The sequence below is a fragment of the Actinomadura sp. KC216 genome, assembly GCF_004348535.1.
GTDB lineage: Bacteria > Actinomycetota > Actinomycetes > Streptosporangiales > Streptosporangiaceae > Spirillospora.
Window position 1 is genome coordinate 1 of the sequence record NZ_SMJX01000080.1, and the last position, 13,675, is coordinate 13,675.

14 protein-coding genes are annotated in these 13,675 nt (G+C 71.9%); 10 read left to right on the forward strand and 4 right to left on the reverse strand.

All coding sequences use genetic code 11. The annotated features are described in order from the left end of the window. The coding region (locus E1264_RS44625; RefSeq protein ID WP_207935957.1) for a hypothetical protein at nt 1–203 on the reverse strand (203 nt) is incomplete at its 3' end. 103 nt (nt 204–306) lie between these two features. Continuing rightward, nucleotides 307–1,074 (reverse strand): aldo/keto reductase, encoded by a 768-nt coding sequence (locus tag E1264_RS16270; RefSeq protein ID WP_132174274.1) that lies wholly within the window; start codon nt 1,072–1,074, stop codon nt 307–309. A 307-nt stretch (nt 1,075–1,381) separates the two neighbouring features. On the opposite strand from E1264_RS16270, the gene E1264_RS16275 reads away from it, so the two are divergent. Next, complete coding sequence (locus E1264_RS16275; protein WP_207935958.1) at nt 1,382–1,954, forward strand: TetR/AcrR family transcriptional regulator; 573 nt, start codon at nt 1,382–1,384, stop codon at nt 1,952–1,954. A gap of 38 nt (nt 1,955–1,992) precedes the next feature. On the opposite strand, the gene E1264_RS16280 is transcribed toward E1264_RS16275, so the two are convergent. Beyond that, nucleotides 1,993–3,405 carry an MFS transporter gene (locus E1264_RS16280; protein ID WP_132174278.1) on the reverse strand — a complete coding sequence of 471 codons (1,413 nt, stop codon included), beginning with the start codon at nt 3,403–3,405 and terminating at the stop codon, nt 1,993–1,995. Between the two features lie 557 nt (nt 3,406–3,962). On the opposite strand from E1264_RS16280, the gene E1264_RS16285 reads away from it, so the two are divergent. Further along, nucleotides 3,963–4,793, forward strand: coding sequence for an LLM class F420-dependent oxidoreductase (locus tag E1264_RS16285; protein ID WP_132174280.1), 831 nt, complete (start codon nt 3,963–3,965; stop codon nt 4,791–4,793). On the opposite strand, the gene E1264_RS16290 is transcribed toward E1264_RS16285, so the two are convergent. Further along, entirely contained in the window at nt 4,790–6,220 is a 1,431-nt protein-coding gene (locus tag E1264_RS16290; RefSeq protein ID WP_132174282.1) for an amidase, read from the reverse strand. The genes E1264_RS16285 and E1264_RS16290 overlap by 4 nt on opposite strands. Nucleotides 6,221–6,420: 200 nt before the next feature. Between E1264_RS16290 and E1264_RS16295 the strand changes: the two genes are divergently transcribed. Genes E1264_RS16295 through E1264_RS16330 form a run of 8 tightly spaced genes read left to right on the forward strand, consistent with a single transcriptional unit; the run spans nt 6,421 to nt 13,669 of the window. Beyond that, complete coding sequence (locus tag E1264_RS16295) at nt 6,421–7,566, forward strand: acyl-CoA dehydrogenase family protein (RefSeq protein ID WP_132174284.1); 1,146 nt, start codon at nt 6,421–6,423, stop codon at nt 7,564–7,566. Between the two features lie 22 nt (nt 7,567–7,588). Next, a complete protein-coding gene (locus E1264_RS16300; protein ID WP_132174286.1) occupies nt 7,589–9,178 on the forward strand; it encodes an AMP-binding protein in 1,590 nt (529 codons plus the stop codon). Next, nucleotides 9,175–9,687, forward strand: coding sequence for a MaoC family dehydratase N-terminal domain-containing protein (locus E1264_RS16305; RefSeq protein ID WP_132174288.1), 513 nt, complete (start codon nt 9,175–9,177; stop codon nt 9,685–9,687). The genes E1264_RS16300 and E1264_RS16305 overlap by 4 nt, the downstream gene beginning before the upstream one ends. After that, nucleotides 9,684–10,124 (forward strand): acyl dehydratase, encoded by a 441-nt coding sequence (locus E1264_RS16310; protein ID WP_207935959.1) that lies wholly within the window; start codon nt 9,684–9,686, stop codon nt 10,122–10,124. The genes E1264_RS16305 and E1264_RS16310 overlap by 4 nt, the downstream gene beginning before the upstream one ends. Next, nucleotides 10,121–11,092 carry a thiamine pyrophosphate-dependent dehydrogenase E1 component subunit alpha gene (locus tag E1264_RS16315; protein ID WP_132174290.1) on the forward strand — a complete coding sequence of 324 codons (972 nt, stop codon included), beginning with the start codon at nt 10,121–10,123 and terminating at the stop codon, nt 11,090–11,092. The genes E1264_RS16310 and E1264_RS16315 overlap by 4 nt, the downstream gene beginning before the upstream one ends. After that, nucleotides 11,089–12,078: an alpha-ketoacid dehydrogenase subunit beta gene (locus E1264_RS16320; RefSeq protein WP_132174292.1), complete on the forward strand. Its 990-nt coding sequence runs from the start codon at nt 11,089–11,091 to the stop codon at nt 12,076–12,078. The genes E1264_RS16315 and E1264_RS16320 overlap by 4 nt, the downstream gene beginning before the upstream one ends. After that, nucleotides 12,075–12,320: a lipoyl domain-containing protein gene (locus tag E1264_RS16325; RefSeq protein ID WP_132174294.1), complete on the forward strand. Its 246-nt coding sequence runs from the start codon at nt 12,075–12,077 to the stop codon at nt 12,318–12,320. Before E1264_RS16320 ends, E1264_RS16325 begins: the two co-directional genes overlap by 4 nt. Continuing rightward, complete coding sequence (locus E1264_RS16330) at nt 12,317–13,669, forward strand: MmgE/PrpD family protein (RefSeq protein WP_132174296.1); 1,353 nt, start codon at nt 12,317–12,319, stop codon at nt 13,667–13,669. Before E1264_RS16325 ends, E1264_RS16330 begins: the two co-directional genes overlap by 4 nt. Nucleotides 13,670–13,675 lie beyond the last annotated feature (6 nt).

Consider the following 13,675-nt stretch of genomic DNA (forward strand, 5'->3'; position numbering starts at 1 on the left):
GTTCCGGAGAAGGCGACGGCCCCTGTCCCGAGGACCGAGGTACGCAGGAAGGTACGGCGTTTCATCGGCGATGTCTCCTGACGGCTGGGGGTGAGACGATCCGTTGCCGCGGCATCACCGAAGGTAAGGAGACAGGGCAAAATCCGGGCCCGTTCAGGGTGAACAAAAGCCAGCATGAAAATGGCCGATTTCCACCCGGACATTGCCCGAGCAATTAGCCGTGGTGGACGATCTTCCGGCCTTAATGGAATGGCCCCGAAATCGAGGGCGCAGGGCCCCCGATTTCAGGACATTCGGCCGGGCGGGCTAGGCGAGGGCGTCGATCGCGGCGATGTCCTCCCTGGTGAGGGCGATGCCGTCCAGGTCGAAGTTGGCGGCGATGCGCTCCCGGCGCGACGATCTGGGGAGGATCACGATGCCGTGGTCCAGGTGCCAGCGGAGGACGACCTGCGCGGGAGTGGCCCCGTGCCGCTCCGCGATCTCGGTGAGGACCGGATCGCGCAGATCGGTGTTCTTCAGGCCGCTGTAGCCCTCGACGGCGATTCCCCGGCGGCGGTGCTCGTCCAGCAGGGCCGGATCGTGCCGGGCCGGGCTCCAGGAGACCTGGTTGACCGCCGGCTGCTCCCCGGTGGCCTCGGTCAGCCGATCGATCTGCGCGATGCTGTAGTTGCTGACGCCGACATTGCGTGCCAGCCCGTCATTCTTGGCGGACAGCAGTTCCCGCCACGCCGGGACGAGAGCGTCCGGGCCGGTCGGCCAATGGATCAGCCACAGGTCGACGTAGCCGGTGCCGAGTTTGCGAAGGCTCGTCTCCAGGGCGCGGCGGGCGTGCCGCGCGTCCCGCGGGTGCAGTTTGGTGGTGACGAAGACGTCCTCCCGGTCGACGCCGCCGTCCTTCACGGCTCTGCCGACCTCCGTCTCGTTCTCGTACAGCGTCGCGGTGTCGAGATGCCGGTAACCGATATCGAGCGCCGCGCGCACGGACTCGTACGCCGTATCGCCCCGCAGCTCCCACGTCCCGAATCCGATCAACGGCAGCGCGGTCCCGCCCGGCAGATTCACGGTCTCAGTCATGCCTCCATTCTGCCTCCCGCGCCCACCCTGATCGACTTTGGGGCGCGACCGGCGGGTCGCAATTCATTCCGCCCATACGGGAGAACCCATGAGTGCGACTCCGCCATTGGCTTGACCGCGTCCCGCCGCTCCGCCCGGCGGCCCGGCAAGTTAATTGCGAACATCCTGGTATACTTCGTGACCCAGCGATCGGGCGGGAGATCCGCTCCGGCTCATAAGGTCGGCTCGCCCCCTGAATTTTCCCAATGATGCGGAGTGAACGCGGATGTCGGAAGCTGAGTCGGCGCGGCGGTCGAGGCGCCGGCAGATGTCGAAGGACGAACGGCGCGCGGAGATCATCCGGGTCGCCGCCGACCTCTTCGAGAAATTGGGTTACGCCCGTGCCTCCATGGACGACATCGCCGCCGCCGTCGGAATCGGCAAGCCCACTCTGTATCACTACTTCCGCAGCAAGTCGGAACTGCTGTGGTACATGCACGAGGAGCTGATCGACGGCCTCATCGAGTCGCACTCCGCCCGGGTCGAGCAGAGGTTGGAACCGGCGGAACTGCTGCGCGGCGTCATCCATGACTTTCTGCACAACATCGCCACGCGGCGCGGCCAGTGCCGGGTCTTCTTCGAGAACCACCGCGAGCTTCCGGACGCCGATCTCGCCGTCGCCACCGAGAAACGTGCCCGCTACGAGGCCATGGTGCAGGACGTCGTCCGCGACGGCATCGCCGCCGGAACGTTCCGCAAGGTCGACGCCAAACTGTTCAGCCTCGCGATATTCGGCATGAGCAACTGGGCCTACCAGTGGTACCACTCGGACGGCGAGCTCACCCACGACGAGATCGCCGACGCCTTCTGGGACTACGCCTACCGCGGCCTGAGGCCCTGAGACCACAACGCCCCAGGGCCTCGGACCGGCGGTTGCCGTCAGGCGGTGCTCACCGTGCCCGCCGCGTCCTCGTCCGGCGTCACCGGCTCCTCGATGTCGTCCCGGTAGGTCTCCGGCAGCAGCAGCACCGACCCGGCGGTGATGGCGCACACGCCCGCCATGTAGACCGCGATCGACAGCCATGATCCCGTCCAGGCGTACAGGGACGTGGCGATGAGCGGGGCCAGCGCGCCGCCGACCACCGAGGCCACCTGGATGCTCAGCGACATCGCCGAGTAGCGCGTCGCGGTCGGGAACGTCTCGGCGAAGAAGGCGCCCTGCGGCGCGTACATCGTCGTGTGCAGCAGCCCCAGCCCGACGATGAACGCGAACACGATGACGATCGGCGACTCGGTGTTGAGCAGCGGCCAGAAGGCGAACGCCCACGCCCCGACCAGCGCCGACCCGGCCGTCAGCATCGTCTTGCGGCCGACGCGGTCCGACAGCGCCCCGGCGACGGGCAGCAGGACGAGCTGGAACCCGGCGCCGAGCAGCACGCCCAGCAGGATCCTGTTCTTCGGCATGTCGAGGATGTCCTCGTTGGTCCCGTAGGCGACGGCGAACGTCATGAACAGGTAGTAGGTGACGTTGATGCCGACGTAGGCGCCGCCGATCAGCACGATCTTGCGCGGGTAGCGGCTCAGCGCCTCCAGCACCGGCGAGCGTCCCGCCGGCGGCTTCGGCCGCTTGACCGTGTCCGCCTGCGTGTCCGCATCCGTGTCCGCCTTCGCAGTGCGCTGCAGGCGCTTGAACGCCTGGGTCTCCTCGATCCGCAGCTGGATGTAGAGCGTCAGCCCGAGAAGGACGACGCTCGCGAGGAACGGCAGCCGCCAGCCCCAGGCGTCGAAGGACTCCGAGGTGGTGACCAGGCCGACGAGCAGGAAGGCGAGGTTGCCGACGAGGATCCCGGCGGGCCCGCCGGCGAGCGCGAAGCTGGAGAAGAACCCGCGGCGGTCGGCCGGGGCGCTCTCCAGCGCCAGCAGGATCACCCCGCCGGTCTGGCCGCCGAGCGCGATCCCCTGGACGAGCCGCAGCAGCACCAGCAGGAGCGGGGCCGCCGGTCCGATGGCGTCGTAGGTGGGCAGGACGCCGATGAGCGTGGTGCCGATGCCCATCGTCAGGAGCACCATGACGAGGGACCGCTTGCGGCCGTGGACGTCGCCGAGATGGCCGAAGATCACCGCGCCGAGCGGCCGGGCGACGAACCCGACGGCGAACGTCGAGAAGGACAGCAGCGCCCCGGCGAGCGGGCTGTGCCCGGGGAAGAACAGATCGGGGAAGACCAGCGCCGCGGCGGTCCCGTAGATGAAGAAGTCGTAGTTCTCGATGCTCGACGCCGCCAGCGCCGCGGCGGCGATCCGCATCGTGCCCTTCTTGGGCGCTTCTTTCGCGGGTGTCGCTCCGGAGACCATCCGCGTTTCCTTTCACCGACGTGGCGGACCGCCCACCGGCGGTCTCCCGGTCATTCGCCGCGCGTGAAAAGTGTTTGTCGCCCGGGGTTCTCCGCCGCCGGGCCGACATTTTTCCCGCCTCGGCTCAGGTGCGCGCTGATACCCCCGGGCAGCGCCTTGGTGATCGGCCGCGACGTCATTGAAGGCGGCGATCTCGATGTGTGCTCACGTCACTTGCGATGTGGTCGTCCGGCACGGTCGCGATGGTACGGCCACCGGTTCGGACCGGCCGCCCGCATCCGCCTTTTGGGCGGCGCCTCCGGCCAATCCCCATCCTCTCGACTTCCTCCCGACCGACCGGTCGGGCGTACAAGTACGATTGCAGGTGGGAGGGGGCGTGTCAACCCTCACCAGCATGATCCATTACCATTGTGCGCTTGCCGCTCCGGGCGCCCTCCTCCTAAGCTCAAGATGTCGATCCAGGAAATTCAGCGACCTCCCTCCCCGGCGAACTCCAGGCGAATCGCGCTCGGTTCCACCGGGGAAATGGGCAGGACGAGGAGAAGGCCGGTGACCCCGTGAAGTTCGGCATCTACACGCTATTGACCGCGGAGAGCGTCCGGCCGGACGTATTGGCCCGCGCGGCGGAGGAGCGCGGCTTCGACTCCCTCTTCATCGCCGAGCACTCGCACATTCCCGTCAAGCGCGAGACCCTCTGGCAGGGCCGCGCCGAGCTCCCGGACGCCTACTACCGCACCCTGGCCCCGTTCACGGCGCTCGCCGCCGCGTCGACGGCGACGTCCACCCTGCTGCTCGGCACCGCCGTCGCGCTCCTCCCCCAGCGCGACCCGATCCACACCGCCAAGGAGGTCGCGACCCTCGACGTGCTGTCCGGCGGGCGCGCGCTCCTCGGCGTCGGCGTCGGCTGGAACCGTGAGGAGATGCGCAACCACGGCACCGACCCGCGCACCCGGGGCGCCCGGCTCGACGAGCAGCTCGCCGCGATCAAGGCGATCTGGACCGAGGACGAGGCCGAGTTCCACGGCGAGCACGTGGACTTCGACCCGATCCACCTGTGGCCGAAGCCCGTCCGGCGGCCGCACCCGCCGATCTACGTCGGCGGCGAGAGCCCGGCGGCGCTCGCCCGGGTCGTCCGGCACGGGGACGGCTGGCTGCCGCGCGCCGCCACCCCGCCGGCCGAGATCCGGCGGGTCGCGGGCCTCTTCGCCGAACGGGGCAGGCCCGGCGTCCCGATCACCCTCTGCGGCCTGGAGCCCGACGCCCGCGCGGTCGCCGACCTCGCCGACGCGGGCGTGGAGCGAATCGGCCTAGCCCTCCCGACCGCACCGGAGACCGAGGCACTCCACGCCCTGGACGCCCTAGCAACCTTCGCCGACGGCCTGCACTAGGCGGCGGTCGCGCTGCGCGGGGACGGGACCGGAAGGCGGCGGTCCGACGAGGGCCGCGTTCGCTCGACCGCGCGGGCCACGGCCAGGACCAGCGCCTCGGCGTGGCGCGGGCCCACGATCTGCAGGCCGATCGGCAGGCCGGCGGCGGTGAAGCCGATCGGGACGCTGATCGCCGGCTGGTGGGTCATGTTGAACGGGTAGGTGAACGGCGTCCATTCGGCCCAGTCGCTCAGGCCGCTGCCGGGCGGCACGTCGTGCCCGGCCTCGAAGGCGGGGATCGGCACCGTCGGAGTGATCAGCACATCGTGGCGGGTGTGGAATTCGCCCATCCGGACGGCGAGCGCCAGCCGCTCCGCCTCCGCCGCCAGGTAGTCGCCCGCCGAGTAGGTGAGGCCGCGCTCGATCACGGCGCGCAGCCCCGGGTCGACGTCGTCCGCGCGGGCGTCGAAGACGTCGAGCCACTTGGCCGCGCCCGCGCACCACAGCACGTCGAACGCCGGGAGCGGGTCGGGGAACCCCGGGTCGGCCGCCTCGACGCGCATGCCCGCGCCGTCCTGGAGCGCCTGCGCGGCGGACGCGACGGCGGCCGCGATCTCCGGGTCGACGCGGGCGAAGCCGAGGTCGGCGGAGAAGGCGGCCGACACCCCGCGCACGTCCCGGTCGACCGCCCGGCTGTAGGGGCCGTCGTGGAGCCCGAGGTCGTAGGGGTCGCGGTGGTCGGGCGCCGCGAGGACGTCGAGGAGGCGCGCGGCGTCGTCCACCGTGCGGGCGATGGGCCCGGCGTGCGCCAGCACCGCGAGCGAGCTGAGCGGGTACTGCGGGACGCGGCCGTGCGTGGGCTTGAAGCCGACGACGCCGCAGAACGCGGCGGGGATGCGGATCGAGCCGCCGCCGTCGGTGCCGACCGACAGCGGGCCCATCCCGGTGGCGACCGCGACCGCGCTGCCGCCGCTGGAGCCTCCCGAGGTGCGGGACGTGTCCCAGGGATTGCGCGTGATGCCGGTGAGCGGGTTGTCGCAGACGCCCTTCCAGCCCATCTCCGGGGTGGTGGTCTTGCCGAGCAGGACCAGGCCGCCCTCGCGGAGGCGGGCGGCCACCGGGCTGTCGACGTCCCACGCCTGGCCGGGGTCGATGCGGCGCGAGCCGCGGAGCGTCGGCCAGCCGCGGGTGAGGAAAAGGTCCTTGATCGACATCGGGACTCCGTCGAGGGGGCCCAGCGGCGCCCTGTCCCGCCAGCGCCGCTCGGCGGCGCGGGCCGTCTCCAGCGCCCGCTCCGGGTCGACGAGGGCGAAGGCGTTGACACCGGCGTCGCGCTCCCGGATCGCGTCCAGGGCCGCGGTCGCCGCCTCCACCGGGGAGAGCGTCCCGGCGGCGTAGGCGGTGACGAGTTCGCCCGCGGTCGGCAGGGTGGTGAGATCGCCGGCCATCCGTCCTCCTCAGAGTTCGAGTGACGATATCTATGCAGGTCATAGGCCAGACAGGTACTGCCGACCGACCGGTCGGGCGATTCCAGTTAAACCGGCCCTCGCGGGCTCGTCAACCCCCGGATCCCCGCATTGACATCGGCTCGGAGGCATGCAAAAGTCGAAGCCGACCGACTAGTCGGTCGGATGGAGGGTGACGGCGTATGGACTTCAGCATCCCGGCCGAGCTCAGCATGTTCGTCGACTCCGTGCGCCGGTTCCGCGAGCGGGAACTGATGCCGCTGGAGCCGCGCTTCCTCGCCGAGGGCAGGCTCTCTCCCGAGGAGCGGCGCGAGCTCCAGGAGAAGGCCAGGGACCAGGGGCTATGGGCGCTGGACGTCCCGGAGGAGTACGGCGGCCAGGGCATGGGCACGCTCGCCGCCTGCCTGGTCGCCGAGGAGCTCTACAAGCATCCGGCGATGTTCGACTTCGGCGGCAGCCCCGAACCGGTCCTCTACGAGGCCGACGACGAGCAGAAGAAGAACTACCTGTATCCGGTCATCGCGGGCGAGCGGCGCAGCTGCTACGCCTTCACCGAGCCCGGCACCGGCTCCGACTTCGCGCGGATCGCCACGACGGCGGTCCGCAGCGGCGACGACTGGGTCATCAACGGGACGAAGATATTCATCTCCGAGGTGGACCGCGCCGACTTCTGCATCCTGTTCGCCAGCACCGACCCGTCCGCCGGAAGCCGCGGCATCACCTGCTTCCTGGTGGACATGGGCACGCCCGGCTTCGACGCGTCGCGGCCGATCCCCACCATGGGCGACGACTGGGAGCCCTACGAGCTGTCGTTCACCGACTGCGTCGTCCCGGACTCGGCCCGGCTCGGCCCGGTCGGCGGCGGCTGGGCGCTGGCGAACGAGCAGCTCACGCACGGCCGCCTCAAGATCGCCGCCTACCAGCTCGGCATCGCGCAGCGGTGCATCGACATGGCCGTCGAGTGGGCGAAGCAGCGCGTGACCTGGGGCAAGCCCATCGCGACGCGGCAGGCGGTCCAGTGGATGCTGGCCGACTCCGCCGTCGAGCTGGACGCCGCCCGCTTCCTGGTCTACCGGGCCGCGTGGATGGCGGACGAGGGCGAGCCGATCCGCAACGAGGCGTTCATGGCCAAGCTCTACGCGACCGAGATGGCCCAGCGCGTCACCGACCGCTGCCTGCAGATATTCGGCGGCCTCGGCTACAGCAAGGAGCTGCCGATCCAGAGCTTCTACCGGCAGGTGCGGGTGTGGCGGATCGGGCACGGCTCGTCGGAGATCCACCGCTGGATGATCGCGCGCAACCTGCTCGGCCTGTCGTCGCGCGACTGACCGCCGACACTCGGGAGCCGTCGTGGACCTGATCGGGAACCGCACCCTCGCCGACCTGCTGACCGAGCGGGCCGGCCGGCATCCGGACCGCGCCTGCCTCGTCATCGAGGACCGGACGGGCGCCGTCACCGACTACACCTACCGGGAGACGCTCGACGCCGTCCGCCGGACCGCCGGAGGGTTCGCCGGCCTGGGCATCGGGCGCGGCGACGCGGTCGTGATCCAGCTCCGCAACAGCGCCGAGTTCGTGTTCGCGTGGTTCGGGCTGGCGTGGCTCGGGGCCGTGATGGTGCCGTCCAACGTCGCGAACACGGCCGCCGAGCTGGCCTATCTGATCGAGCGTTCGGAGGCGGTGGGCGTCCTGACCGAGCCCGCCTACCTCCCGCGGTTCTCCGAGGTGTTGGCGGGCGCGCCCAAGGTCGAGCACCGGATCGTCGCGCGTGGCGACGGCACACCGCACGGGTTCGTCCCGTTCGCGGACGTGGCGTCCGGCCCGCCCGCCGCCCCCGCCGAGGGCGTGTGCTCCGAGGACGTCGTGGAGATGCTGTTCACCTCGGGCACCACGGCCCGGCCCAAGGCCGTCATGATCACGCACGCGAACTGCCTGTGGGGCGGCGAGCGCGTCGCGCGCGGCGCCGCGCTGCACGGCGGCGAGCGGCTGCTGACCGCGCTGCCGCTCTTCCACATCAACGCGCAGGAGATCACGGTGCTGGCGGCGCTGACCGTCGGCGGGGCGGCCGTCCTGCTGGAGGAGTACCACGCCGGCGCGTTCTGGCCGCGGGTCCGGCACCACGGCGCGACCTCGGTGAGCCTGGTCGCCATGCAGGTGCGGACCATGCTGGCGCAGCCCCCCTCACCGGACGACGCGGCGCACCGCGTCCACCGCGCCATCTACGCCATCAACGTCACCGACCGGGAGAAGGACGAGTTCGAGCGCCGGTTCGGCGTCGACCTGATCAACGGCTACGGGCTGTCGGAGGGCGGCACGGTCGTCACGATGTCCCCGGTGTTCGGGGACCGGCGGTGGCCGTCGATCGGGCTGCCGAACTTCGACCGGCGGATCCGGATCGTGGACGGGGACGGCCGCGACCTCCCCGCGGGCGCGGTCGGCGAGATCCTCGTGTCCGGGGTGCCCGGCCGGACGCTGATGAAGGGCTACTTCAAGGACCCGGAGGCCACGGCCGCGACCGTCCGGGACGGCTGGCTGCACACCGGCGACCACGGCTACCTCGACGAGCAGGGCTACGTGTACTTCTTCGACCGGAAGAAGGACGTGATCAAGCGCGCGGGCGAGAACGTGTCCGCGAGCGAGGTGGAGTTCGCGCTGCTGGCGCACCCGTCGATCGCGGAGGCGGCGGTCGTCGCCGGGCACGACCCGGTGCGGGACGAGGAGGTCGTCGCGTTCGTCGTCCCGGCGTCCGGCGAGCCGCCGCCCACCCGCGACGAGATCACCGAGCACTGCCGGACGCGCCTCGCGACGTTCAAGGTGCCGACGCGGATCCATGTCGTCCCCGGACTGCCCAAGACCTCGATCGGCAAGGTCGAGAAGAAGGTGCTGAGGGCGCGGCTGTCGGAGGCCGAGCCGGAGCCGGTTCCGGGAGGTGAGCGATGACCGCGCTGGACGAGGTGTGCGAGCAGGTACGGAAGCAGATCGGGACGGTCGTCCGCGACAGCCTCGGACGCGTCCGCGCGACCGAGTTCCAGCGGTTCGCGATCGCCGCGGGCGAGACCGACCCGGTGTACTACGACGACGCGGCGGCCCAGGCCGCGGGGCTTCCCGGCGCCATCGCCCCGCCGCTGTTCCTCAGCAGCGTGCTCGGCTGGGGCGCGGGCCCGCCCGACGGCGAGCTGGCCGCGGACGGCACCGGCGACGAGACGGCCGGGCTCCCCCTCGCCGGGCTCCGGCTCATGGGCGCCGGTCAGGACCTCGACTTCCACAACCCTGTGCATGACGGCGTGCGGATCGTCCGGGAGACATCGGTCGAGGACGTGGCGCTCAAGGAGGGCCGCTCCGGCCCGTTCCTGGTCATCACGAGGCTGCGCCGGTTCCTGGACGAGTCGGGCACACCGCTCCTGACCTGCCGCGACAACCTCATCGCCCGTCCGGAGGCCAGCGAATGACGACCAGGACCTTCGAGGACGTCGCGGTCGGCATGGCGCTCGACCCGATGACGATCCGCCCGACCCCGACGCAGCTGTTCCGGTTCAGCGCGGCGACGTGGAACGCGCACCGCATCCACTACGACGCCCGGTACGCCGCGGCGGAGGGGTATCCGGACGTGCTCGTCCAGTCCCATCTGCACGGCTGCTTCCTGCTGCGGACCGCGCTCGGCTGGGCGGGCCCGCGCGCGCGGCTGCGCTCGTTCGGCTGGCGCAACCGCGGCATCGCCGTGCCCGGCGACACCCTGACCTGCACCGGCGTGGTGACCGCCCGCCGCGTGGACGGCTCGGGCGCCGGGCTCGTCGAATGCGCCCTGGAGGAACGCAAGGACGACGGGACGCTCTGCACCCCCGGAACCGCCGTCCTGGAACTGCCGAGAGAGGACGCCCCGGCATGACGGTCCAGCAGGACACCGACACCGCCACCGCACACCGGCTGTACCGGACGATGGCGCGGATCCGGCAGTTCGAGATCGCCGCGTCCAAGCTGATGGCGACCGGGCGGCTGCCCGGGACGCTGCACGTCTCGATCGGGCAGGAGGCGGTCGCGGCCGGGGTCTGCGACGTCCTGCGCCGGGACGACCTCATCACCACCACCCACCGGGGCCACGGGCACTGCCTGGCCAAGGGCGGCGAGCCGAAGGCGATGATGGCGGAGCTGCTCGGCCGCGCGACCGGGTACTGCGGCGGCCGGTCGGGCTCGATGCACATCGCCGACCCCTCCGCCGGGATCCTCGGCGCGAACGCGATCGTCGGGGCGGGCATCCCGATCGCGCTCGGCGGCGCGTTCGCGGCGGCCCGGCAGGGGCGCGGCGCGGTCGCGGTGGCGTTCTTCGGGGAGGGCGCGGTCGCGCAGGGCGTCTTCCACGAGTCGCTGAACCTCGCGGCGCTGTGGAAGCTGCCCATCGTGTTCGTGTGCGAGAACAACCAGTACGTCGAGCTGACCCCGGTCTCCGTGCACCTCGCCGCGCAGCGCGTCGCCGACCACGCCGCCCCGTACGGGATCCCGGGCGTCCGCGTCGACGGCAACGACGTGATGGCCGTCCGGCAGGCCGCCGCGGAGGCGGTCGAGCGGGCGCGCGGGGGCGGCGGCCCGTCCCTGCTGGAGTGCCTGACCTACCGCTGGCACGGCCACTTCGAGGGCGACCCGCAGCGGTACCGCGACACCGCCGAGGTCGCGGAGTGGAAGGCCGCGGACCCGCTGAAACGCCTCGCCGGGACCGCCGACTTCGCCGCCGTCGAGGACGCGGCGCGCCAGGAGATGGCCGATGCCATCGCCGCCGCCGAGGCGGACCCCGTCGCCTCGCCCGAGTCGATCTCAGCGCACGTCTACCGCCGTCCGGTGAACGGGGGTGCCTTCGGATGAGCAGCGTGAAGTACTGGCAGGCGGTCAACTCCGCTCTGCACGAGGAGCTGGAGCGGGACGATTCCGTGCACCTGTTCGGCGAGGACGTCGGCATGCCCGGCGGCCCGTTCGCGGCGACGCGCGGGCTGCGGGAGCGGTTCGGCGAGTGGCGGGTCCGCGACACCCCGATCAGCGAGTCGACGTTCACCGGCATGGCGGTCGGCGCGGCGATGGCGGGCCTGCGGCCGATCGCTGAGGTCATGTACTTCGACTTCATCACCCTCGCCATGGACCAGCTCGTCAACCAGGCCGCAAAGATGTCGTACATGTCGGACGGCGCCTTCGCGGTGCCGCTGACGATCCGGACGCTCTGCGGCGGCCATCGCGGCTCGGGCCCGCAGCACTCGCAGAGCCTGGAGGGCTGGCTCGCCGCCGTCCCCGGGCTGAAGGTCGTCTGGGGCGGCACGCCCGCCGACGCGAAGGGGCTGCTCAAGGCCGCCGTCCGGGACGACGACCCGGTGATCGTGATCGAGAGCCTGAGCCTGTGGACGCGGCGCGGCGAGGTTCCCGACGACCCTGACCACCTGGTGCCGATCGGCGCCGGGCTGATCCGCCGCCCCGGCGACGACGTGACGCTCGTCTGCTGGGGCGACACGGTGCCGACCGCCATGGAGGCCGCCGAGACCCTCGCCGCACAGGGCGTCGGCGCCGAAGTGCTCGACTTGCGCACGTTGAGCCCCGTGGACGAGGCGCTGATCCTGCGGTCGCTGGCCAAGACGGGGCGGCTCGTCGTCGTCCAGGACGCGCAGGGCCCGTGCAGCGTCGGCTCGGAGGTCCTTCGGCTGGCCGCGACCGACGGGTTCGCGTCCCTGCGCGCCCCGGCCGCGCAGGTGCGCCCGCCGTTCGCGCCGGTGCCGTTCGCGCCGGACCTGGAACGCGCCTACTACCCGGGCCCCGGCGACGTCGTGTCGGCGGCCCTCGGCACGATCGAAGGGAAGGGCGCATGACGGACGTCGTGGTGCCGAAGTGGGGCGCGACCATGGACGAGGCGACGATCGTCCAGTGGCTGAAGAACGTCGGCGACCGGATCGCCGAGGACGAGCCCATCGCCGAGATGGAGACCGACAAGGCGACCGCCGAGATCGTCAGCCCGGCCGCCGGGACGGTCGCCGAACTGCTCGTCGCCCAGGACGCCGACGTCGTCGTGGGCCAGGTCATCGCCAGGATCGACACCGGGGAGGGACCGTGAACGGGACGCTCGCCGAGCGGATCGCGGAGTTCACCGCGAGCCTCGACCTGGCCGCCGTCCCGCCCGGCGTCGTGGAGAAGGCGAAGGTGACGCTGCTGCACAACCTCGGCGTCGGCCTCGCCGGGCACCGTCTCGCCGCGACGGGTTTCGCGTTCGCGAAGGAGCACGGCGCCTGCGACCCGTCGCGCGGGGCGCGGCTCCCGGTCGACGGGACGGCCGTGACCGTCGAGTCCTGCGCGCTCGCGACCGGGGCGCTCATCCACGCGCGGACGCAGGACGACACCCAGGTCTCGGTGTCGGTCCACCTGGGCTCGACCACGCTGCCCGCGCTGCTCGCCCTCGCGGACCGCGCCGACCTGCACGGCCGCGACCTGCTCACCGCGATGATCGCCGGGTACGAGGCCGCGTCGGTCATCGCGGAGGGGCACGCGGGGCCGTCCACCACCCGCGGCTTCCGCGCGACGAGCGTCTACGGGCCGCTCGCCGCCGCGGCGGCGTCCGCCCGCCTCCTGGGCCTCGACACCGGCCAGACCATCTCCGCCCTAGGCCTCGCCGCGGCGTTCGGCGGCGGCACCAACCAGACGTGGCTCGCCGGAACCCAGGAATGGCGCTACCAGGTCGGTTCCGCGAGCCGCAACGGCATGGTCGCCGCGCTGCTCGCCGCACAAGGCGTCACCGGCGCGCCGGACGCGCTCGGCGGCGCCGCCGGGCACCTGCGCGCCTTCTCCGGCATCGAGGAAGCACCGACCACAGCCGGGCTCGGCGACGACTGGCGCATCCGCCGCGTCACCTACAAGCCGTACCCGATCTGCGCGATCAACCAGGTGCCCGTCACCGTCCTGACCGGCCTTGCGCGCCGCCACGGCATCAAGGCCGACGACGTCGCGTCCGTCACCGCCGAGCTGTCCCCGGACGACGCCGCCTACCCCGGCATCGACGCCCGGGGCCCGTTCCGCGACGTCGGCGGCACGCTGATGAGCCTGCCGTACTGTCTGGCCGTGGCCCTCCGCAATGGCGGCATCGAGCTGGACGACCTGACCGGCTTCGACGACCCCGCCCTCATGGACCTGACCCGCCGGATCACGGTGGCCGCCGCGGACGACGTCCCGCAGGGCGGCTGCCGGATCACCGTCACCACCCGCGACCAGACCCGCACCGACGCGTTCGCCCCCGACGAGACCACGTTCAACTGGGACCGGGACGAGACCGCCGCCCGGCTGCGCGCCATGGTCGCCGAGACACCGCTGCCGCCCCCGCGCCTGGACGAGTTCATCGCGGTCGCCCTCGACCTCGACCGCCGTCCGGCCCGCGACCTCGTGGGCGCCACCATCGCCGACCCGAAGGAGTGATCAACA